We start from the raw sequence: 22,329 nt of genomic DNA on the forward strand, positions 1-22,329 counted from the left end.
GAGATCGGCTTTTTTTGCCATATCTGTAAAATCCTTTCTGTGGTGCAAACGGTAGTTATAGTTACCTCCCAACATTGATAGTTATAGACAAATCATAGCAAATATGTCACAGAATATCAAGCGCTTGTGCTTGCAGTACGTAGCGAAATACATACAATAACGCGCAAGGGTTGTAACTCGACAATTCGACGACAAGATAAGGAAGTGGCTCATGGCTACTGAAAACGATTCCGTGACAGCCGGTAAGACTGCTTGGTTTCTGGGGTTGATTGCGCTTGTGACGAGCATTGCACTCATCGACTACTGGGCTAGCGCCGACATGTGGGGCTCAAAGACGGTCGGCATGATCCTCGATACCGGCATGATGCTGATTGCCGCGGCAGTATGTGCAATTGCTTTCGGGGAAATCTGTCTGACCGGCTATTATCGCCAGTGGGCAGTGTTTCGTCAGTTAGCTATGACTGCACTTCTTGGTGGCGGCATGGTTGCTGCCATCTATCTGTGGACACAGCAACACGGACTGTTTTACGTCGTGTTTGTCGGTACCATCATCTGTGACACTGCTGCACAGCTGTGCGGTCGCTTGTGGCCCCGCATGACGAACAGGTGGCCTCGGGTTTGTGAGTTCGGAGCGGTGCATCCGCGAGCACTCACAAATGTATCGAGTGGCAAAACTCGTGGAGGGTTCATATGCGGCATGGTACTGGCGGGCGTATTCGTAGGCATCTGTGTCGCTATCGGGTGTCTGTTGCTTGGCGCTCCACTCTCTTCATGGGGGTTAGTGGCGATAGTGCCACTCGGTGCCGTACTGGGAGATCTGAGCGCTAGCTGGGCGAAACGCGGCATGGGGGCGGACGACTTTTATCTCATGAGCGACGAAGAGGGCTTACTCGGTTCTCACGGAGGTCTGCTAGACAGGATCGACAGTCATCTGTGCGCCCAACTTTTTGCGGCCGCGGTCTTGCTGTTGAGCTAAGCTTGCGATAGCTGCTTGTCGTCTGCGTCGAATAATGCCCTAGCGGAGCGGTATTTTGTACGAAATACCGCTCCGCAGACCCCTGTAATCATCTATTTTAATCTAGCGATAACCTAAAAATAATTGACATAAGCAACATGCGCAGATAAGATAATATTTGTGTTTTTTGGATGTGAGAGACCAGGAAGGCACACCATCCCATATTCATATCTCTAGCATAACAGGAATACTGGGAGATAAATAGGAGGAAATCAATGCGATATAATGTAAAATTGACAGCACTTGCCGTGGCTGGTGTCATCACACTGTTTGTTGGAGGGTCGGCGCATGCTGCACCTGGCGATACAGTGACTATCAACCCCGGTGATACACTGTCGTCTATCGCGGCAGCCAACGGCACCGACTATGTGCGCGTGTTTAACGCCAATCCGCAAATTGCCAATCCAGACGTGATTAATGCAGGAGCTCAAGTACGTATACCGACAGCAGACGAGCAGCTTCCCGATCGACTTGGTGCGCTGCAGGCGGCACCTGCCGTAGCGGTAAGCTATCAGGCGGCACCACAGGCAGCGACATATAACGCTCAACTAAAAGCTACTGCAGCATCAACAGCGAGCGGTGGCGTATGGGACACGATCGCGCAGTGTGAATCCGGCGGTAATTGGGGCACCAATACTGGCAACGGCTATAGTGGTGGCCTGCAGTTTAGTCCTGGTACATGGGCTAAGTACGGAGATGGCTCTGCCTCGGCAGCTGGTGCAAGCAAAGAGGCCCAGATAGCCGCAGCCGAAAAAGTCCTGGCAGCACAAGGCTGGGGCGCATGGCCTAGCTGTTCGGCAAAAGCTGGACTACGTTAAAGCTGGAATCTACTGCGACAAAGAAGACACTTTTCTGCAAAGTGTCTTCTTATTTTGTGCCTTCTAGTGCAAGGTCGAAATCGGTTGCATTATATGGAAGATAGAGCGGGCTTTCGCTCATGTCGACGGAAGGATCTACTACCAAACATATGCCGGTATCTGGATCAAGCAAGTCCTCACGTTCGTGCAATCGTCGTTGATTTGCTTCCATGCGTCCGCCACGTACGGATTGCCAGGCATTGATGAGGCTGACACCGAGTACAGTACCGGTAATTTCGTACGACTTGCCCGCTTCGCTGCTTGACACTGCAGGTTGATGGTCATCTTGTGCTTCATAGTACAGAAAAGGTGCCGCAGCTGTGATTAGCAGATGAGTTCTGGATGCTGGTAGTGGCATCGCATCGTGTACGAGATTCGTTACTTTTTCAAACATACCATATTGTCGTGCCGAAGACAGTTCATAGAATTTAGAGCCTTCGCGTGTGCGTTCATGATACCAAGCTTCAGCTTCGTAGATTCGCTCGCTGATCTCGCTTATATCGGCTGGTTCGATATCAAATATGGGAGATAGTGAAAGTTCATCAATATTTCCAAATGCCATCGATTGAAAGCTGATTTCATGTCTTCCAAGTGGCGTCTCGACACTTTTGCTACCACGCTCGCCAGGGTCAAACTTGAGTTTAAGCGTTGGTGGACTTGAGCGGGAGTCTTGCGTAGCGATGAAGCCAAGACTTTTGGCTACTCGATGGACGGGTTCAATGACATCAAAGACACGCGATAACTGGTAGCCTTCTTCTGTATCTTCGATGCTAAGCTTCCCGCGATGCCAGACACCAGAAACTAACATGTCGTCGTCAAGATACGGCCATTCACAGTCTAGTCCTTTGGTGAGATACTGGACTGCCTCTTGTATGGTGCTTGGATTGGCATTTTCTTTGTAAAGCCACTTGAGCAGATTATTACCCTCTACGATCTCAGGATAGATCTTGCAGATTTTGTCGTCTGCGTACTCTTGGGCCAGTGTCTGACCTTGTAGCCATCTTTCGCTTGCTGTCACTCTCTTCATACATACGATACTACATGGTTTTGACACAAAAGCGAGCATGGGAGGTGTATGGTACGTATGAAATAGAGAAGTGTATTATGCCCTGAACACTTTTGCGATGGCTTTGACTATCAAATTTGCATCGTAGATAAGCGAGCCGTGTGTGACATCAAATACCTCCATCTCCTTCTGAAGCTCTTGTGAGGCGATATCGTGATCGCCGAAATGAGATTCGATGCTAAAAGTGCCGACAAGGCCTGGTCGTGTCGGTACGACTAGCGAAAGGTGCTGGATGTCGAGGGGAGTGTAGGGCTCCGCATACCGCTTGACATGATCAATGGGTGCCAACTGTCGCCAACCAACCATCGACATGGTACCTGCGCGTATCTGACGGTGCTGTGCAAACTCGTCGATGCCCATTCGCTCCATGAAGCTAGCGAGTGTATTGAGCGGTTCATTATCGTCATTTGTAGTGCGAATTTTGTCGATATCACCGAGGCTGGCAAACGCGCCAACTCGCTTCTCGGTGCGCAGATATTCCGTGTTACGAAAAAGATCCGACGCTCGAAGCGCCTGGAGTGCAACTGCCGCAGGCAGGCGCAATGTATGGGCGACAGCCAGATCGAACACACGTTTTTCGCGCGAATGGGCGTATTCAACACCTGTTTTCATATCGATATTGTACGAATCGCATAGAGAAGTTACAAGCGAAAAATAAATACTCCCCCAGGTGAGGGAGTATTTATGTGCGACGAGGTAACGATTACTCGACGACTTCAACACCCATACTGCGGGCGGTACCAGCGATTGTCTTCACTGCACCATCGAGATCGACAGCGTTGAGCATTTCCATCTTGGCATTGGCGATTTCTTCGAGCTGGGCACGAGTAATCTTACCAACCTTCTCTGCATGTGGCTTGCCACTGCCTTTTTGGATACCGATAGCGGCGCGAATTGCATCGTCTACAGGCTGACCGAGGCTTTTCCAAGTAAATGTGCGATCTTCGAACACTTGGATGTGCACGATGACATCTTTACCCATGTCACCTTTTGTGGCATCGTTAAATGGATTGATGAAGTCCATCATGTTGAGGCCCCACTGACCAAGTGTGCTACCTACAGGAGGACCTGCTGATGCACGGCCGGCTGGGATACGGAGTTTGAGATTACCGATAATCTTTTTTGCCATAGTTGTGTAATTCCTTTGACTAAATAACTATTTGAAGCGTTATTATTTAGTGCGTAACCTGCATATTGTAGCAAAAAACCGACGTTCTGGCAACAACGTGTATACTAGAAACCATGAGCGTTATACAGCGATCTAGCCGGTTCCCCTCGTGGCGTACTATGCTGGCGAACTATATCGGGGGCCTGGGATATTATGCGTGGCATATGGCATGGATGGTAGTGACTTTGCTAGTGTTTTTGCGAGGTCTGCAGTTCTTGCTTTTCAAGGGTCAGACGCTTTTGTATGTACCTGCCCAGACAGCTCAGTATGACGCCCCTCCAGCCAGTACGGGACTCTTGAGCGAACTGCTGCTCAGTATATTGACGGCTGTGCTCGTACTTGCTGTGGTAGTGTTTGTCGTATGTCTTCCCTATTGGATTGGCTACATGTCGCGCAGTCTTCCGCGCTGGTGCTTAGCGCAAACATCCTGGAAACTGATTCCGCGTAACCTGTATAGGACGAAGCTCATCGCTACGGCGGCTGTATTCGTATGCGCTGTACCTGTGTTGTATTATCCCGGGGCAGCTGCACATGCCAATATCGGGTTTTTCTTTGTGAGCGTGCTTTGCTTGGTCGCATTTATTTGTTTTTGGCTGCAATACCTATGTACAACGCTCTGGAAAATTCCAGAGCGTCACATATTTTGAAAGTAAGCTGAAGTGATTAGACTTTTTTGACCTGCAAAGCGTCTAGCTCTACTGGTGTGTCGCGACCAAACATGCTAACCATGACTTTAAGCTTACCTTTGGCATAGTCGATTTCACTGATCGCGCCATCGAAACCTTTGAACGGACCATCAGTGATAGAGACCACTTCTCCTTCTTTGTAGTCGATCTGGTGTTTTGGCTCTTCAACGCCCATGCGTTTTTTGATCTTGCGGATTTCTACCTCAGATACTGGCGTAGGATCAGTGCCGCTACCCACGAAGCCAGTTACACCGGGCGTGTTGCGCACGATATACCAAGTTTCTTCGGTAAGCTTCATCTCGACAAGTACGTAGCCTTGGAAAATCTTGCGGTCGACAACTTTTCGTTTACCGTTTTTGATCTCGATTTGCTTTTCTTTTGGCACCATGACATCGAAAATCTTGTCGGCCATGTCAACAGCATTGATACGCTGACGGATGCTGTCGGCTACCTTGTCTTCGTAGCCGCTATACGTGTGAATGGCGTACCATTGTTTAGTAGAGTCATATCGTTTTCGGACCATGTTTCGTTATCCTTTCACCAGGAAATCAAATAAATATTTAAATACTGCATCGAGCGCGATGACAAGTAGGAAGAAGAAGATAGAATACACGACGACGGCAAATGTAAGGCCCCAGGTGGCTTTGCGATCCGGCCAGCGTACTTGCTTGAGTTCGCGCCATGCACCGATAAAATAGTTATCGCGCTGCTTCTTTACTTTTGATTTTTTGGTTGTGTCGGCTGGTTTGGCGGCGACTTTGTCTGTCTTGACTGTTTGCTTTTTAGCTGGTTTCTTCGCACCGTCGGTCGAGGCCACAACGCGGGTGGTCACTTTCGATGACGATGCTTTTTTCTTGTCTGCCAACGTTCTTCTCCCAAATTAAATAGTCTGCTCGTATGCAGACTGTCAAGACCAGTATAGCTATCTCTGTTTGCACTGTCAAGCCGTGCTACAATAAGCGGTATGGAAATATACTTGGTGGGCGCATGGCTGGTAGCAACAAGTACAGCAGAGTTGGTAGCAATTGCGCGACTTCGCGCGATGCTGGCAAGGTTTCATCGCCGCGAGCTGCTCAGCACACCATCTATGGTGCGCGAGCTCCCAAGTGTCAGCGTGTGTATACCGGCACGCAACGAACGTCATGCTATGACTCGTTGCCTCGAATCTGTGCTCGGTAGCAATTACTCCAAGCTCGAAGTCATCGTACTTGATGATGAATCTGTGGACAATACGTCAAGCCTCATCAAGTCATTTGCCAAAGATGGGGTGCGGTTTGTAGACGGTAGCACTCCGCCAGTAGGCTGGCTTGGTAAAAATTACGCCCTCAGTGTACTGCTGGGTGAAGCGAGCGGCACTTACGTGTTGTTTCTGGATGTTGACACGGTGCTTGCGCCGCATGCTATCGCGCAGTTGGTGGCGTATGCCGAATCTACCCAGTCAACCATGGTCTCGGTCTTGCCTCAGCGCAGCGATGTATGGCGTATGAGTGTCGTAGTGGCGCCACTGCGATATTTTTGGCATGTATTGTTTCATCGCCCGTCACGTCCAGTTGCAGCCAGTAGCGCATGGATGGTACGGCGCAAGGCACTAGTGCAAGATTTTGCTGAGCTGGCATCACTCCGCTCGGATGTTGAGCCGGAAGTGACCATAGCGAGGAAGTATTTAGCAGAAGGTGCGTACAGATTTCTCACGAGCCATCAGCTGCTCGGCGTATCATATGAAAAGCGCATGAGCTCACAAATCGAAACAACGATTCGGCTGCGATACCCTCAGCTCGGATTTTCTGTATGGCGCAGTGTCCTGTCTTGCCTGCTCAAACTGGGTGTCGGTAGCGCGCCATGCGCCGCGGCGATTGTGCCCTCCCTGTGGCCGCTTGCCCTCGCCTCGTACCTCTTGGGCGCTTACTGCTATCTCTTGTATCTTTTGTTTGTGTGGGAGCGAGGCGCCTGGCTTGGCATGTGGCTGTGGCCTTTTGTATTGTTGGGTGATGCATGGCTGACGCTTGTGAGTATGATACGGTACCAGACGAATAGTGTCACCTGGAAGGGGCGACCGATTACTTCTCAGGTTGCTCGAGAGGAAGTGTAATACTAAAAGTAGAGCCATGGTTGAGGCGACTTTTGAGTTCTATGGTCGTGCCAAGTTTTGCGGCAAGTTTTTTGGCGACATGTAGACCGAGACCAGTGCCTCGTGTCTCGCGCGTACGATAATCTTCGCTGCGATAAAATTTGTCAAAAATCTTCTCCTTGTCAGCTTTGCTAATTCCAATCCCAGTGTCAGTAACAGCCAGAGTAACATGGCTTCGAGAGACAGTCGCGTGGAGCGTGACCGAACCTTGCTTGGTATATTTAATAGCGTTTGTCAAAAAGTTTTGCAGAAGTTCGCCGAGGTATAGCCTACTTGCAACTACTGAGCCAAGTTTATGTGGTGTATCAAGATTAAATTGTAAACCCGCTGAGTGTGCTGATTGGCTGTATTCGTGATACAGGCCATTAACCAGCTCTGTGAGATCAATATGTTCTACTTCGTCTGCAACGCCACGTTCGGCTCGCGATAGTGTGCTGAGGTCGTTAACCATGCGCGAGAGAAAAACCATCTGCTCGTGAGCTGCTTTCAGGGCTGGGCGGATACGATCTGGCGAGTCAAGCCCTTTGTCATACATAGCCTCTATATTGCTTAGGGTGCCTTCAGCGATAGTGAGCGGTGTGCGGAGTTCATGACTGACGACGCTGATAAACTCATCGCGCTCTTCGTCGAGATTTTTCTGCTTGGTTATATCGCGAAGCAACAAGATAAATCCTTGGTCGATGTCGAGGCGAGCATGATGTTTTCCGACGCGGATAGGCGTGATTGAAACCTCCAGGCGGACAATGTCGTCGGAGTATTTGTAGAACAAGTCGTCATGCACCACGGTATATTTGCTCTTTTTCATGAGCGGAAATATATGGACACGATGCCCTTCTTCATCTCGTATTTTGAAGATCTCATCAATATGGTGCCCGCTTGGTGAGCCGTTTGTGTCGAGAATACTGAGGGCGGCAGCATTGTACATGCGGACAATACCGTGACTGTCGACACTGAGTACGCCTTGAGCGAGGTTGTTCATAAGCGTCGAAACTCGGTAACGCTCAAGCTCCGCCTGGGCTTTGCTGTGCTCAAGCACGGCTTGTCGTACCCCTTGTATACGCAAGATGGCACTTACTACCACAGTAATGGCGACAAGAGCCAGTACCACAATTATGATATCGGCAATATTTGGTAAGCGAAGCTCAATTGCACGGTATATGTCGAGTATGATACCCAATGTGAGGACAGTAGCCGTCAAGATAAGTCCTTTGATACTGTAGACGCGGTATCCTTCGTAGAGGAGTAAGATCAATGCGAGACTGAGTAACGAGCCAAATCCGCTCGAGGTGAGGACGAGTCCAATCGCTACAATCTCTAGTGCCACAGTGCGAGCGAGCAGTATACGTGGATCTTTTTCGTGCGAAAGTATACTATAGCCTGCTAGTATGGCGCCACAAAACACCAGGAGAAAGAACACGCCTGAGCCCATGTAGCGCGTCTGGGGCAAAATTCCCACCATGACTAAATACCCTTGCAGCATAAAGAGGAGTGCGAATACAACACACGCCACACGTAACCACTTACCAGTCCTAAGTGCACGCCTGTTTTGATATTTCCTCGTCATGATTGCTCCTAGTATACCCTACGAAGCATAAGCGTTTCAAATTGTAGGCGAATATTGCTTGATTGTGCGACGATGTGCACTGTACTCCGGGTCAGCTTGCTCAACAAGTTGCCAAAAATCTCGGCTGTGATTCATCTGTTTTGTATGACATAATTCATGGATTAACACGTAGTCAATCAGCTCAAATGGCAGTTGCATAAGCGCAATGTTGAGGCTAATCGTGCCCCTACTACTGCAGCTTCCCCATCTGGTACTGGCATGTGAAAATCGGACACGCTCGTATTTACATCCGAGCTCGTCGGCAAGAGTGGAAAGGCGACGAGGTAAATAGTGCCTGGCTTCTTTGCGGAGTGCAACCAGAGTGTGTTCACGTACCAACTGCTGTACGGCTGCGTCCGTGAGGTTGTAAGTCGGTGGTAACGTCAAAACAAGCTTGAGTTGTTGTCGCTTCAGGTGGAGGTTTGGTCCACTTGTTACTAAGAGTGAGTGACTCTTGCCGATCTGCATGCCATCTGCGTAGGCAACTTTGGGCGCATGCTGCGTTAGCATGCTGCGGATTTGTGTGCGTGAATCGGCGATGAGTTTTTTGAGACTGCGTGTGCTTGCGAATACTGGCATAGAGGCCCTCAGCATACCATTTGGTGCGACACTCAGCGTAATTGAGCGTGAGCGATGACTTTTGCGGATCGTAATAGCGCCAAATTCATCATCGGTATATATTGCCACGAGTCACTATCCTATTTTGATCGAGTTTCCCTTGAGGGTTTGGCGTTTGGGTACCGTTAATGGTGTCTGGGCGGGGCGATTTGGATCGGCTAAGCGCCTCAGTATAGCGCGTAGTTGCGAGGCGTAGGTGTGTTTGCCGCTGATTACCACGGCTTTCTCCTCTTCTCCAGGCGCCGTAAAGCGTTTCGCAAGATGTGCGTAGCGCTCATCAGGAAGGATAAAAATCTTGTCTTTATTGACTCGACTCGCGCGCGTTGCACGATCATATGCAGTGTCGCCATCTGTTTGTACCCACACGAAGAGTGGCTCGTAATTATGCTTACGGATCCATTTGGCGAAGTTTTGCCTATCTACCTTAGCCTCGGTACTTGTTTCAACTAGAAATGTCTGCGAAGTCTTGAGAAGTTCGCTAATCTGCAGCATTACCAGTCTGTCGACGGTTTTTTGCTCGGCGGTATCGTAGACAGGATTTTGTGTGATGATACCGCGCACTTGGTCTGCCTCGACGTACGGCACGTTAAACGTCTCCGCGAACTTACTTGCAAACTGGGTTTTACCCACTCCAGGCTTACCGATCACGAAAATCACCCGCGGCGTAGTCAGACTCAACGATTTCATACGTATCAGTATAGCAGATAGTAGCCGTGCGGGCGAAATCAGGGCCTGATATGATTTACATTTGCTAGAGGGATTGATATAGTGATACGAGCTGCTATAGGGGTATAGTACAGCGGTTAGTATATCGGTCTCCAAAACCGACGACCTAGGTTCGATTCCTAGTACCCCTGCCAATATAAATGACACACTGTCAAAGGTATGTCATTTATATTTTATGCTATAATCACAGATATGAACACCCACCAACTACAACTTGCCACCGTGCCATTTGATGCTATTACATCAGGCGCAAAAACGATTGAATCACGACTATATGATGAAAAACGCCAAACAATCCAGATTGGCGATACTATTGTCTTTACGAACCGAGAAAACACCGATCAAACCGTATCGGTAAAAGTTATCGGCTTGCTGCGCTACGAAACATTCCACGATCTTTTCTCTCACAATGACCCTGCTAAGTTTGGTGGAGAGAGCGTTGAATGGCTTGAAAACCAGATCAACGAATTCTACTCTGTTGAACAGCAGAGGCAAGATGGCGTTATCGGCATCGAATTTGTGCTCCTGTAGGTTGCATAAAACCATAAACTCTGTTATAATCACTACCGTCCTATCCACCTGCTAGGTCAACCAAAAAATCCTAGCAATCATCGGGAGGTGTACCATGACCGCATCAACGGTCATTAACAACGTTGTCATTCGCCCTGCGGCGTCTGATGACTTCGAGTGGGTCGCCGACCTCATGGTTCGGGCGCTCAGCCCGTTCTACGACGGCGACCATCGTGCGCACGCACAGCGCATCTTCGACACCCACATGGAGGGTGGCGTCGACCACGTCGGTCACTTCTCGGCTGGACAGTACATGTTCATCGCCGAGCAGGACGGGCAGCGGGTCGGCATCATCCACGTCGTGGAGAAGAAGCAGGAGACGGTGAAGATCAGTCCGCTGATCGTTAGCACCGACTACCGTGGGAAGCTGGGAATCGGAAGCATGCTGCTCAAGCACGCTGAAGAGTTCGCCCGCAACCTCGGTGCTCGGCAGCTATACTGCACCGTCGCCTCACCGAACCAGAAGGCGTTGGAGTTCTTCCTCCGGAAGGGCTTCCGCATCACTGGTACGGCGAAGGATCACTACAAGCAGGGTGTCGACGAGCACATGCTGTACAAGCAGCTCGTGGACGAGGCGGGTTTCGACTCGCCCAATGTCTCGGTGATCCCCTTCGACGAGGAGAATCACGCTGAAGGCGCGCGGAAGCTCATTCTGTCGCAGATGAGCGATGTTTTCCGTGGTGTGGACGACGATTGGGTTGACGCCCTGTTCGCTGGCTACAAGCGGAAAGAACTTGGCGACGTGAATGCCAAGTACAAGATCATCTTCACCGCCGAGTGTGGTGGTCAGGTGGTCGGCATCGCTGGCGCTACACCGAAGAAGGGTCAGCCCATCAAGCTGATGCCGCTCGTGACGTTGTCGGAGGCAGCGTTCGAAGCGCTTGTCATCGACCTTCAGGGATTGCTGGCGGACTACGGTCACAAGCTGTACGTTCACCTCGTTCCCGAACCGTGGCAGGTCGCCTGCCTCCAGCGTCACGGCTGGACGCTCGAAGGTGTGTTCCCGGGAGGGTACGCACCGAACAGTGTCGTGCAGCAGTGGGGACTGAACTTCAACAAGGAAGGAGCAACCGTGCGTAAGATGCGCATCAAGCGTCCGTACTACGACGCGATCATGTCGGGTCGCAAGACCCTGGAGGTTCGCGTCGGATACGACAACATCAAGCGGCTGAGGGCCGGGGAGATGTTGCAGCTCGAGACCGGACACACGTCGGGGGTGGTGAGGATCAAGTCGATCCGCATCTACAACAACTTCGCCGATATGCTGGCGACCGAGCCGTGGCGAGAGATCGTCCCTCAGGTCAACAGCGAGGCGATCGCCCTCCAGCTCCTACGCGAGATCTATCCCGCACACAAGGAGCGTCTCGGTGTTCATGTCATCGAGGTCGAGAAGCAGTAGGACAAAACGGGGTTCGCATTCCTGAGACGGAGTAATCCGCTCAATCGTGCGAGTGACTTGGGCTAGTGTCACTGGTGCCTGACTTAAGGTACCGAACAACTAGCCTGCTTTCTTTGGAAATTATATTACACCACAATAGGTTCGATAATCATCCTTCAACCCCTGCCATGAAAATCGTCAGACTTTTTAGTCTGGCGTTTTTCATGGCACATAGCAAGCTGAGGATTATGCATCACAAACTGATTTGATGGATAGGGGGTAATAGTTTTATACTTGAGACAGTTTATGCGGCTCTCTCGAACACACGCACCAGAAGCGGATACCTTTGTACCTTCGATCGACCTACCACCAATGCCGGGCGACATAGGGAGGATGGACGGTGCGGTACGCGACTCCCATCGCAACACAGAACCTGCATTTGGTAAATTTATGCGATGGACCAGTGCATCTACTCTGGGGGCGGTAGCTGCTGGTGCCGTCTGGCTAGGAGCTGATATTGTTCATGGCGTGCACGATGGACGTGAAGCTGTCCAGAGTAGTCATGCTATGGTGCATGAGGTATACGGGAGCCATACAGAGATTGATGTGCTTCATGCTCATCATGGCACTTTTGTGCTGACGGGCCTAGGCACCAAAAACCCCACCAAAACTGCCGAAGTCCTTGAGGTACATAAGGAGGCCGGTCAGGTCTTCGCACTTGAATACAGCAACCGCGATCTGGACACAAAAGATATGGCAAAACGTGTCATTGCAACTGCAAAAACGCACGAGTTGACTGAAATATCGTTTGACGGGTATAGTGCCGGCGGGCCAATCGCTCTGGATATAGCAGCCCACATTAGGGAGATGGAGCCGGAACTAAATATCGTTGCAATTGTCTTCAATAGTTCGCCCATCGGCGACGATAGCCTCACCGACAGGAGTAGGGAGGGCATAGATCTTATGCAGACAATACTCTCGGTAGATGAAGATCTAGCGTATTATCTCAAAGGGCGTATAGCTACCGAGCTACTAGCACGTAGCGATCGTTATATCGAGCGGTCACCCGCAAGTGATCGTCGTCTTACAATTCATAGCTACAAGAGTTTTGACTATAATGGTACTCATTATGAAGTACTATACCCAAACATCTTACCGGAGTTGTATGACATCATTGATAAGCTTAGCGACGAAGATGCCGCTAGTGCAATGCTCATATGGGAGCAAGCCAAGTTTATTGTGCAGACTGACTACGAAAAAAATATTGCTACACTCCCAGAAGATACTCTCATCGTCTACACCTGTGCCTGGCAAGAATCTGACGACCAGGTTGTTGCTACTAATCCAAGTGCCACAAACCTACAAGTTGCTGCCGAGAAGCATAATCTGCAGTTTAAGCTCATAAAAGCCCAGGTGGGCCATGCGAATCCGGGCGAAGACACAGCTCAATATACCAATATGATACGCCAGATCCAGCCATACATTACTAACCGTCTCGTTAAAATCGTGCTGCCACGCGAAATGGCCACTCATGCCCTACCTTCATCGACTGAGCCGAATGCGCAGGTTAGAGCAGAGGCTGCGCCACCACGCTAGAGGGAGATGTCGACAAGGCTTTTGATATAGTCATAAATTGCGTAGCCGCGGACTGGCTCTTGGCCGGCGACAAAGGTTGTCGGTGTGCTATAGATATTAGCGGCATACGCTTGTGTGTCGGCTTGCTTGATAAGATTGTCGTACCGATTATCGCGTAGACACGATGACAGCTTAGTCTCATCGAGTCCTGCTCCCTGGGCAATGCGTGCTGCGGGGAAATCTGTAAAAAACGATACACCGTTGACTTCGACAGTGCGGCCATTGCTGCGAGTAAGTGCATCACTTACGAAATCCGATGTATCCATAAATTTTCCCTGTTCATTGCCACACATGAGTAGCTCGGTAAGTGCAGCCGACTGCTCAGTGACAATACTCAGAGGGCGAATTTCGAGATCAATTTTGCCTGTTTTGGCATAGTCATCGTAAAGTGGCTTAACAGTTGCGGAGTGAAATGTAGCGCATTTGTCGCAGACTGGATCGGTATAGATGACGACTTTGGTGCTCGCACTTTTGTTGCCGAGCGAAACACTTAGTGGTGCTTGAGCTGGCGCGGTATCGCCTGTCGCATGTTGCTGCCAAAACATACGAAAGCCCACTATCGCTAGCACAACTACGCATACAATTGCCGCCACAGCGATGATGACTTTTTTCTGTTGTAACTCAGTTTCGCGAGATATTGCCATAGTGTTGTTAGTATAGCAGCTTGCAAGAGTGCCTGCGACCTACTTATGCTTTTTGCTTGGTTTTTTGCGTTTTGATACGCGAACTGCTCGACGAAACTTTCGCTCTACTTCACCGTCGGCAAAACGCGCAATTGGAGTGTGGACAATAAGGCGTTCCGCGGGTGTCTTGACATCCCGGTCAATATCTTCCACCATCTGCACGAAATTTTTCTCGATAAGCCACTCGCGTCCGGGGAGTGTCTGACCTATGACGCTAATACGCCAGAGATCGTCGTTCCAGCGTTCGGCATACGTAATCTTGAGCGGGCTTGCGAGCATGGTTGCGCCTGTCGGAATCGTGTTGATAATTGCTTCAATTGCGCGCTCACCACGTGCACGGTCGCGCACAAATACATCGACAGCCATGGTGCGTACGCCTTTTGGTGAGACGTGCACTGCCTGGATTTGCTGATTGTGCACCCAGACGACTTCCCCGCTAAGCGTGCGGATTTTGGTAGAGCGCAGTGTCATACGCTCTACGACGCCGCTGAGATCAATAAATGGCTCGATCTTCACAAAATCACCGATCGTGTACCATTTTTCGGCAATCATCATTGCGCCAGTAGTTACGTCGCGGATTACCATGCCGAGACTTTGACCAGCAAATACGATAAAAAATGCGCTGGCACCGACCGCCGCGATACCGCTAGTCATACCTAATCCCGAAGCTGGACTGAGGAGGCGCCATAGTACATAGGCGGTCACGACGACGATTGCCGTACGAACGACCGCAATGGCTATACTGAGATATGTTTCGAGTTCACGGTAGCGCTGAGCCTTGACTTCGTCGGATTCGTTGTCGCTGCGTATGGCAATGTTTTGAGCTACATGGATAATCGCCCTAGCAATATATTTACTAATCCAGATGGCAACGACGATACAGCCGATCATAATCAAGACCGAACGCAGCGCATTTGGCTCGGCAAAAAAATCCCGTACCTCGAGGAGTACGGTATGAAATATTTGGTCTTGATCGGAGCTATTCACGTGTATATAGTATAGACTATTTGACGGGTTTTGACCAGTTTATTCTTGTTGTGCTTTTTGGTATCATGGGTGCAGCAACTGAGCAACAAAGGTGGTATATGCATACGGTTATCGTGGGTGGCGGATTCGCCGGTATTAAAACAGCACTCGAGCTGAGCAGGGCTCAATCAGGTCGTATTACATTGATATCTGAACGGCCTGACTTTGTCCATCACGGCGGCTTAAGGCATGCGCTTACAGGGGGTGATCCTGCCGCTTCGGCTATTGCTCTTGATGATATCTTTGCATCGCACCCCGAAGTACGCATCGTCCATGCCAAGCTAACATCGATCAATCCGGACCGCAAACTTGTTGTGTGTGGACACGAGAGCTATGACTATGATCAGCTTGTCATGGCACTTGGAAGCGAGGCAAACTATCGAGGTCATACCGATGGCCCGAGCCACGTGTTTGGCAGCTGGAATCTCAAACAAGTTTCCGATCTCCATGATCATCTGCACGCTGCGCTCGCGGGAGACGAGCCAGTCGATCGTCGCTACGCAGTTATAGGCGCGGGGCCAAGTGGTGTCGAGATAGCTGGATTGCTCGGTGCCTATGTCCAGCAGCTTACTGAGCGCCACCTTGTATCACGTGCAAAAGTTCGCATCATGCTGATCGAGTCCGCCGAGCGTATTCTACCAACACTTTCGAAGCAAGCGAGCCGAACAGCCGCAAAAGCACTCAAAAAACATGGCATCGAAATCATCACTAGCACTCATGTTGCCACCACGCATACCGAATTCGTCACAGTAGGTTATCAGAAACTACCTATCGATGCGCTAGTATGGGCAACTGGTACACATAACAATCCTTTTTATGCACAGCATCCTCACTTGTTTGACGTGCAGCCAGGTGGACTCGTCGCAGTTAACCCTTATCTCGAGGCGTATCGCGACATCTCCGTAATCGGCGACAATGTTTCTGTGCGTGGAAGTGGTCGGATTCGTGGTGCTCTCGATATGGCTGAATACGTGGCCGACCATCTTGTACGACGCCAGACCGGCAAACTCGTCAGCGCCTACCGACCCGCCACGAGTATCATCTCGGTGCCAGTCGGTACAGATTGGGCATATATCGAATGTCTCGGCATCTATACGACGGGACGTTTCGCAAAGTATCTTCATGATCGTCTACTTCGTGACAGTTATCGCCGTATTATGCCCCTGACGCTCGCCGAAGCAGCCGTTGCCTCTCATACAACAAAAACAAACAATTTCTAGGTTGCCAGAACCATAAGCACTGACTATAATAAGAGACAAATGTGGTAAAAAAGGAGCGCAAGCGGTAGGGGCTGCTACACAAACATATGAAAATATTGATGCTCGGGTGGGAATTACCACCACATAACAGCGGAGGACTTGGGGTAGCTTGCTATCATTTGTCCAAATCACTCGCGCTTCGGGGCGCTGAGATTGATTTTGTTGTGCCCTACACTGCCGCGCATCCCGAAATCAACTTCATGAAGATCCATGCGGTGAGTTCACTTACCCCTCTTGAGCGCAACAACCTCGGCGTGTACGACAGTAGTCGCACGGTTGTGAATCGCGAACTGCCGGATATACCTGGAGGTGATCACAATATTCGCACGATCCAGCGTCGCTATGTCGATTTCGTCGAGAATTTTGTCTCTGATACAGAAGTGGATGTCATCCATGCACATGACTGGCTTACTATGGAGGCAGGTGTTCGCGCTAAAGAGCTGACAGGTAAGCCGCTGATAGTGCACGTCCATGCCACCGAGTTTGATCGCTCGGGCGAGCTCACTGGAAACCCCATAGTGCACGAGATTGAGCAAACGGCCTTGCTGATGGCGGATCGAATATTTGCCGTGAGTAGTATCACCAAAAGTATTATCGTGCATCGCTATGGTATACCTGCAGACAAAGTCGAAGTAGTGTATAACGGCTTTGACCCAGCGCACTTCAATGATGGCTACACCTATGATGAACATACTTATCGGTACCTCGAATCGCTCAAGCAAGAGGGTTTCACGGTCGTCGCAACAGTCACTCGTTTTACTGTCCAGAAGGGACTATCGCACCTTATGCACGCTGCCGCCAAGGTACTCGAACAGTACGACAAAGTTGTCTTTCTTTTCGCAGGCGACGGTGAACAGCGAGACGAGCTTATAGATCTGGCGGCTCGGCTCGGCATTAGCGACCGCGTAGTATTTACCGGATTTGTGCGCGGCAAGCTATGGCGAGATGCGTATTCGGTCGCCGATATATTTGTTATGAGCTCGGTGTCGGAGCCGTTTGGTCTCACGGCGCTAGAGGCTGCTCATCATGGCAATGCACTCATGATTAGCCGTCAGTCTGGCGTGGGTGAAGTATTACAAAGTATCTTTAGGTTTGATTTCTGGGATGCTGAACTACTGGCTGATCAGATTATCGGCCTTGCTACTTCTCCAGCACTTTTAGGTGAGATGAAACGCAACATCCGCGATGAATATGCACGCTTGTCATGGCATGATATCGCTAGCCAGTGCCTCTCGCAGTACACCCGAGCCCACGTAGGAGCTGTTGTATGAGCCAAAAGACAATTGCGCTGTATTTACAGCTACACCAGCCATACCGCGTTAAGCGCTACACTATCTTTGATACAGCGCATGACCACTTATATTTCAATGATGAAGGCGATAGCGACACCAACAACCGCCGTATCTTCGAACGTGTCGCCGAAAAATCATACCGCCCTATGCTCACGCAACTGGAGCGACTGGGCGAAGAGCTGCCAGACTTCCGATTTAGTTTGAGCGTCACAGGCACATTCCTCGAGCAAGCAGAAGCATGGGCTCCCGATGTGATCGATACGCTCAAGCGACTTGTCGCCAGTGGTAATGTAGAGCTTTTGGCGGAAACGTATCACCATAGTCTGGCGTTTTATTACAGTCAGCGTGAGTTTGAGACACAGGTAAATCTGCACCGCGAAAAAATCTTCCAAACGTTTGGCGTGATTCCGTCGGTATTTCGCAATACCGAGCTGGCATACGATGATCGCTTAGCAGAGTGGGCGGCTGAACATGGGTATAAAGGTATCCTAGCTGAGGGCTGGGACGCAGTACTCGATTGGCGTAGTCCGAACCATTTGTATCGTGCTGCAGGCACCGACAAGCTCGCCCTACTACTCAAAAACTACCGACTGAGTGATGATCTGGCTTTTCGCTTTGCACACGACAACTGGTCGGCCGCAAGCTACATCGACAGGCTGCACCACTCCGATCCGTCAGCCAAGCTGATTAACCTCTTTATGGACTTTGAGACATTTGGCGAGCATCAGTGGGAAGACACCGGTATTTTCGCGTTCTTTAGTCAGTTTGTGCACGCCTGGACAGCAGACAATCAACGCTTTGTTACTGTATCTGATGCTATCGCTCTGCATGACCAAGAGGGTGAACTTTCGATGCCAGAAACGGTCACTTGGGCAGATAGCGAGCGTGATCTCAGTGCCTGGACGGGCAACGCACTTCAGCAAGAGATACTCAAATATATTTATGCACTTGAACACGAAGTGACCCAATCCGGCGACAGTGACCTTATCGCAGATTGGCGCAAACTCCTCACGTCCGACCATGCCTACTACATGTCGACTAAGTGGCATGACGACGGCAATATCCATGCATACTTTAGTCCCTATGATTCACCTTACGATGCGTTTCTGGGCTATATGAATGTTGTTCGTGACCTACGCTGGCGAGTAGGCGAACACCGAAAGGCTCTTTAGTCTGTGACGCGACCTATCGTACTGAGCAACGGCGAGCTTCATGTTGGCATCAATAATTTTGGTTTGGTGCATGATTTCTATTTTCCCTACGTCGGACTAGAAAACCATGCCGCAGGCAAAGACCTCAGGCATCATGTTGGTGTGTGGGTGGACGGTCAAATCAGCTGGCTCGATATTCATGCGTCGGATTGGCATGTAGAGTTTTCGTACCCGCACCGTGGGCTTGTTGGCCATATGGTGGCGGTCAACGAAGCACTCGGCATCATCTTGGAGTTTGACGACACCGTCGATGCGCATATGAACGCGTTTCTTCGCAATATTCATGTTGTCAACATGCGCGAGTACGAGCGTGAGGTACGACTTTTTACTCACCAGGCTTTTGCAATTGGTGACTCAAGGAGTAACACAGACACCGCCCAGTACTTGCCCGACAGCGACGCGATATTACACTACCGAGGTAATCGAGTATTTGTCGTATCGGGCAATTATCACAATGCGCCGTTTGACCAATACACTGTCGGTATCTTCGGCATAGAGGGAAAAGAAGGTACCTATCGTGATGCCGATGATGGCGAATTGAGTATGAGCAATGTCGAGCATGGGCGTGTGGATAGCACACTGCGCTTCACTCTGCAGCTGGCACCCCATGACTCCGGACGTGTGCACTACTGGATTGCGGCTGGCACCTCACTTCGTGATGCACTCCATATCAACAAGCAGATCCAGAAACAGGGTGTCGGGCATTATATGCACAGTACACTTCACTGGTGGCACACCTGGCTCGAGCCAACAGAACGCGTGCTTGATCGCATGGATGAACGCTACCGTGACAATTTTCGTCATAGTGTGATGATCATCAAATCGCAAATCGACAAACGCGGTGCCGTGATTGCCAGCACAGACTCCGCCATGCTTAACTACTGGCGCGATGCCTATGCTTACTGCTGGCCGCGCGATGGAGCCTACGTGCTATGGCCGTTAATTCGCTTGGGCTACACAGAAGAGCCGCTCAAGTTTTTTGAATTTTGTCGACGTGTCATGCACCCCTCCGGATATCTCATGCACAAGTTTCGCGCAGATGGCGCACTTGGCTCCAGCTGGCACCCGTATGTCCACGACGGGCTTGTCGCGCCACCTATTCAGGAAGATGAGACGGCACTTGTCCTATTTGTGTTTGCACAGTACTATGGCATGCACAAAGATCAGCGCCTCCTCGATGATTTTTATGAAGAGATGATCAAACCAATGGCGCTGTTTCTCGCAGAGCATATCGACGAGGCAACAGGCCTGCCAAAGCCCAGCTATGATCTCTGGGAAGAAGTGTTTCTCACTACCACTTACACCACTTCGGTCGTATATGCTGCACTGCTTGCGGCTGGTGATCTTGCCGAAGCTGCTGGTGATCACAACAACGCCGTCGCGTGGCGGCTAGCGGCGGATGATATCTACGACGCTGCACACAAACACCTGTACAACAGTCAGCGAAAATCGTTTTACAAAGGACTGTTGGCACGAGACGGCGAAATTACCTACGACGAACGCATCGACACTTCCAGTGTGTTTGGCGCATTTATGTTTGGCCTCTTTCCTATCCGTGAGCTTGAGCTGCAAACAGCACTGCAGAGCTTGCTCAAAGTCTTCCCTACTCACGAAGGTGCCTACGGATTGCCCCGTTACGAAAACGATACATATCTACGCACAAATGACACATTGCCTGGCAACTGGTGGCACATTGCGTCGCTTTGGCTAGCACAGTACTGTATCGAAACCGGTGACAGTGAGACTGCGACAAAAATTATCGACTGGGTGCAGCAATACGCTGGTCCGACAGGTGTATTGTCTGAACAACTCGATCCGCACACTGGAGAATCACTGTCGGTTGCCCCACTGACATGGAGCCATGCAGAGTTCGTCGCTACATTGCTCGATATGATCACAGAGCCGGAGGCTCACTAATATGCTCGGCTCATCGCTCATAGCACTTACCCCTAGTGACCGTGTCACCCAAAGTTTCAAGCATTTTGCCAAACACGCCGGTGTCATGTATATGGGCGGTGTCAAGCAACATAGTGTCGAGTATCATCTCGTGCGCGGATTTACGGCATCGCACACACACAAAGACACAGATCACTGCATCGGCACATTTCTTCATCACGACTTCATTGCGCTACATCGCACTACTGCCCATGGTCGTGTCGTTATCACTGAGGTCGACCTTCATACGCTTCATCCGTTTAGTCATTTCTTTGTGCTGCCAAATCTTCTCGATAAGGCTTGGTTTGAGGCGATTTTGCAGCTTTATCCTCACCACCGACAAGCTCCGTATGCACCGCACGATCACTTTAGTGCCCGGTTCAAAGACGAACATACTATTCTGTCACTTCCGACACATTTCGAGAGATCACTTCATTTTGCCAGCGATGAAGTTGCTGGGTGTATAGAAAACTTCCATAGCGAGCGCTACATGTTCGAAGTAAGCGATAAGAGTCTGTTTGTCTACAATTTTTCGCAGCATGAGCCTACGGAAAAAACACTTGAACTCCAGGTTCGCTTCGCCTGCACACTCGCTACGGCACTCGAGACGCGCAACAAATAACCTCCAGCGACTGCCGGAGGCTATTTGTTGATTAGCTTTTACGCTTCTTGACTTCGTTGCGTCCGAGGTTTTTCTTGGTCTCGGTGTACGTTGCGTGCTTGCGTGCAACTGGGTCGTATTTACGCAGGACGAGTTTGTCTGGGGTATTCTGGGTGTTTTTGACCGTGTAGTATGTGCGGTGACCAGACAAGTCACTCACCAGGCCGATAAGCTTGCGCTTCGTATTCTTCTTTGCCACTTCAACTTCCTTATTAGATTGCCGGGTTCTCGGCTTTTATAAGACTTTCAATACTCGATTATAGCAAAAACACTACAGATACGCAAGGGGTACGCGCTAGCGGAAATTGACAAATTGCAGTGGCGCATCGATGTCGAGTGCTCGCACATGAGACATGACAGCTTGCAACTCGTCTTTACTGGCACTCGTCACACGCAGTTCGTCGCCTTGTATCACCGGCTTAGCTTTTTTGAACTCATCTCGAATCGCTTTAGCGATGAGTTTGGCATTGTCCTGGCTCAAACCCTTTTTGAAAGGTATTTCTTTGGTGGCTTTGAGGTTTGACTCTACTACTTCTTTGCTAAGATCGAGGACTTTGCTACTTATTTCTCTGCTGGCGAGTTTTTTGCGCACGATGTCGAGTACTGCATCGACTTGCCACTCGCCCGCACCGATGAGCTTAAACCCGGTCTTATCGCCAAGCCATTCTAACCCAGCGGGAGTACCCTTGAAGTCATAGCGACCAGCAATCTCTTTCTCGGCTTGCATGTAGACGTTGTTCATCTCTGCTTTGTCGTAATCAGACACGATATCAAAACTAAATGTTGGCATATACTTAGTATATCACCTCTAG

The 22,329-nt window shown here is 50.1% G+C and carries 24 protein-coding genes and 1 tRNA gene; 13 read left to right on the forward strand and 12 right to left on the reverse strand.

Features of this window, described 5'->3' with window-relative positions; all coding sequences use genetic code 11:
• Window positions 1–211 precede the first annotated feature (211 nt).
• Both GII36_RS02830 and GII36_RS05880 read left to right on the forward strand, forming a co-directional pair.
• Complete coding sequence (locus GII36_RS02830) at window positions 212–976, forward strand: phosphatidate cytidylyltransferase (protein ID WP_260764314.1); 765 nt, start codon at window positions 212–214, stop codon at window positions 974–976.
• Window positions 977–1,230: 254 nt separating this feature from the next.
• Complete coding sequence (locus GII36_RS05880) at window positions 1,231–1,833, forward strand: transglycosylase family protein (RefSeq protein ID WP_313900711.1); 603 nt, start codon at window positions 1,231–1,233, stop codon at window positions 1,831–1,833.
• A 49-nt stretch (window positions 1,834–1,882) separates the two neighbouring features.
• Here GII36_RS05880 and GII36_RS02845 read toward each other — a convergent pair whose 3' ends face one another.
• From GII36_RS02845 to rplK, 3 genes are all read right to left on the reverse strand, one after another.
• Entirely contained in the window at window positions 1,883–2,899 is a 1,017-nt protein-coding gene (locus GII36_RS02845; protein ID WP_260764315.1) for a hypothetical protein, read from the reverse strand.
• A gap of 75 nt (window positions 2,900–2,974) precedes the next feature.
• Window positions 2,975–3,550, reverse strand: a complete 576-nt coding sequence (locus tag GII36_RS02850) for a sugar transferase (RefSeq protein WP_260764316.1) — start codon at window positions 3,548–3,550, stop codon at window positions 2,975–2,977.
• A 91-nt stretch (window positions 3,551–3,641) separates the two neighbouring features.
• Complete coding sequence (rplK, locus tag GII36_RS02855; protein WP_260764317.1) at window positions 3,642–4,067, reverse strand: 50S ribosomal protein L11; 426 nt, start codon at window positions 4,065–4,067, stop codon at window positions 3,642–3,644.
• A 113-nt stretch (window positions 4,068–4,180) separates the two neighbouring features.
• Here rplK and GII36_RS02860 point away from each other — a divergent pair, with 113 nt between their 5' ends.
• The gene (locus GII36_RS02860) at window positions 4,181–4,753 is read left to right on the forward strand and encodes a hypothetical protein (protein WP_260764318.1); all 573 of its coding nucleotides are present in this window, start codon (window positions 4,181–4,183) and stop codon (window positions 4,751–4,753) included.
• 16 nt (window positions 4,754–4,769) lie between these two features.
• Here GII36_RS02860 and nusG read toward each other — a convergent pair whose 3' ends face one another.
• On the reverse strand, window positions 4,770–5,315 hold the full coding sequence (gene nusG, locus GII36_RS02865; RefSeq protein ID WP_260764319.1) for a transcription termination/antitermination protein NusG: 546 nt from the start codon (window positions 5,313–5,315) through the stop codon (window positions 4,770–4,772).
• A gap of 6 nt (window positions 5,316–5,321) precedes the next feature.
• A complete protein-coding gene (secE, locus tag GII36_RS02870; RefSeq protein WP_260764321.1) occupies window positions 5,322–5,657 on the reverse strand; it encodes a preprotein translocase subunit SecE in 336 nt (111 codons plus the stop codon).
• 99 nt (window positions 5,658–5,756) lie between these two features.
• On the opposite strand from secE, the gene GII36_RS02875 reads away from it, so the two are divergent.
• Window positions 5,757–6,881 carry a glycosyltransferase family 2 protein gene (locus GII36_RS02875; protein ID WP_260764323.1) on the forward strand — a complete coding sequence of 375 codons (1,125 nt, stop codon included), beginning with the start codon at window positions 5,757–5,759 and terminating at the stop codon, window positions 6,879–6,881.
• Here the strand turns inward: GII36_RS02875 and GII36_RS02880 are convergent.
• Genes GII36_RS02880 through GII36_RS02890 form a run of 3 tightly spaced genes read right to left on the reverse strand, consistent with a single transcriptional unit; the run spans window position 6,850 to window position 9,828 of the window.
• Window positions 6,850–8,484 carry a sensor histidine kinase gene (locus GII36_RS02880; RefSeq protein ID WP_260764326.1) on the reverse strand — a complete coding sequence of 545 codons (1,635 nt, stop codon included), beginning with the start codon at window positions 8,482–8,484 and terminating at the stop codon, window positions 6,850–6,852. The two genes, GII36_RS02875 and GII36_RS02880, sit on opposite strands and share 32 nt — an antisense overlap.
• Window positions 8,485–8,520: 36 nt before the next feature.
• On the reverse strand, window positions 8,521–9,210 hold the full coding sequence (locus tag GII36_RS02885) for a M48 family metallopeptidase (protein ID WP_260764328.1): 690 nt from the start codon (window positions 9,208–9,210) through the stop codon (window positions 8,521–8,523).
• Window positions 9,211–9,216: 6 nt separating this feature from the next.
• On the reverse strand, window positions 9,217–9,828 hold the full coding sequence (locus GII36_RS02890; RefSeq protein ID WP_260764330.1) for a P-loop nucleotide/nucleoside kinase family protein: 612 nt from the start codon (window positions 9,826–9,828) through the stop codon (window positions 9,217–9,219).
• Between the two features lie 98 nt (window positions 9,829–9,926).
• Between GII36_RS02890 and GII36_RS02895 the strand changes: the two genes are divergently transcribed.
• The 4 genes from GII36_RS02895 to GII36_RS02910 all read left to right on the forward strand — a co-directional run bounded on the left by GII36_RS02895 (window position 9,927) and on the right by GII36_RS02910 (window position 13,411).
• A tRNA-Trp gene (locus GII36_RS02895) sits at window positions 9,927–10,001 on the forward strand.
• Window positions 10,002–10,059: 58 nt separating this feature from the next.
• A complete protein-coding gene (locus tag GII36_RS02900) occupies window positions 10,060–10,398 on the forward strand; it encodes an ASCH domain-containing protein (protein ID WP_260764332.1) in 339 nt (112 codons plus the stop codon).
• 94 nt (window positions 10,399–10,492) lie between these two features.
• Entirely contained in the window at window positions 10,493–11,836 is a 1,344-nt protein-coding gene (locus GII36_RS02905; RefSeq protein WP_260764333.1) for a GNAT family N-acetyltransferase, read from the forward strand.
• 285 nt (window positions 11,837–12,121) lie between these two features.
• Window positions 12,122–13,411 carry a hypothetical protein gene (locus tag GII36_RS02910; protein ID WP_260764334.1) on the forward strand — a complete coding sequence of 430 codons (1,290 nt, stop codon included), beginning with the start codon at window positions 12,122–12,124 and terminating at the stop codon, window positions 13,409–13,411.
• On the opposite strand, the gene GII36_RS02915 is transcribed toward GII36_RS02910, so the two are convergent.
• Window positions 13,408–14,094, reverse strand: coding sequence for a DsbA family protein (locus tag GII36_RS02915; RefSeq protein ID WP_260764335.1), 687 nt, complete (start codon window positions 14,092–14,094; stop codon window positions 13,408–13,410). The genes GII36_RS02910 and GII36_RS02915 overlap by 4 nt on opposite strands.
• Window positions 14,095–14,133: 39 nt before the next feature.
• The gene (locus tag GII36_RS02920; RefSeq protein ID WP_260764336.1) at window positions 14,134–15,120 is read right to left on the reverse strand and encodes a mechanosensitive ion channel family protein; all 987 of its coding nucleotides are present in this window, start codon (window positions 15,118–15,120) and stop codon (window positions 14,134–14,136) included.
• A gap of 98 nt (window positions 15,121–15,218) precedes the next feature.
• Between GII36_RS02920 and GII36_RS02925 the strand changes: the two genes are divergently transcribed.
• The 5 genes from GII36_RS02925 (at window position 15,219) to GII36_RS02945 (ending at window position 21,478) form a co-directional block, all read left to right on the forward strand.
• On the forward strand, window positions 15,219–16,379 hold the full coding sequence (locus GII36_RS02925; protein ID WP_260764337.1) for an NAD(P)/FAD-dependent oxidoreductase: 1,161 nt from the start codon (window positions 15,219–15,221) through the stop codon (window positions 16,377–16,379).
• 86 nt (window positions 16,380–16,465) lie between these two features.
• A complete protein-coding gene (locus GII36_RS02930) occupies window positions 16,466–17,689 on the forward strand; it encodes a glycosyltransferase family 4 protein (RefSeq protein ID WP_260764338.1) in 1,224 nt (407 codons plus the stop codon).
• The gene (locus GII36_RS02935) at window positions 17,686–18,882 is read left to right on the forward strand and encodes a glycoside hydrolase family 57 protein (protein WP_260764340.1); all 1,197 of its coding nucleotides are present in this window, start codon (window positions 17,686–17,688) and stop codon (window positions 18,880–18,882) included. Before GII36_RS02930 ends, GII36_RS02935 begins: the two co-directional genes overlap by 4 nt.
• Window positions 18,883–18,885: 3 nt before the next feature.
• Window positions 18,886–20,838, forward strand: a complete 1,953-nt coding sequence (locus tag GII36_RS02940; RefSeq protein ID WP_260764343.1) for a glycoside hydrolase family 15 protein — start codon at window positions 18,886–18,888, stop codon at window positions 20,836–20,838.
• Window position 20,839: 1 nt separating this feature from the next.
• Window positions 20,840–21,478 (forward strand): hypothetical protein, encoded by a 639-nt coding sequence (locus GII36_RS02945; RefSeq protein ID WP_260764344.1) that lies wholly within the window; start codon window positions 20,840–20,842, stop codon window positions 21,476–21,478.
• A 31-nt stretch (window positions 21,479–21,509) separates the two neighbouring features.
• On the opposite strand, the gene rpmG is transcribed toward GII36_RS02945, so the two are convergent.
• Complete coding sequence (gene rpmG, locus GII36_RS02950) at window positions 21,510–21,716, reverse strand: 50S ribosomal protein L33 (protein WP_260764346.1); 207 nt, start codon at window positions 21,714–21,716, stop codon at window positions 21,510–21,512.
• 96 nt (window positions 21,717–21,812) lie between these two features.
• Complete coding sequence (locus GII36_RS02955) at window positions 21,813–22,307, reverse strand: YajQ family cyclic di-GMP-binding protein (RefSeq protein ID WP_260764348.1); 495 nt, start codon at window positions 22,305–22,307, stop codon at window positions 21,813–21,815.
• Between the last annotated feature and the right edge of the window lie 22 nt (window positions 22,308–22,329).

It is taken from the genome of Candidatus Mycosynbacter amalyticus, assembly GCF_025273655.1.
Classification (GTDB): Bacteria; Patescibacteriota; Saccharimonadia; order Saccharimonadales; family Saccharimonadaceae; genus Mycosynbacter; species Mycosynbacter amalyticus.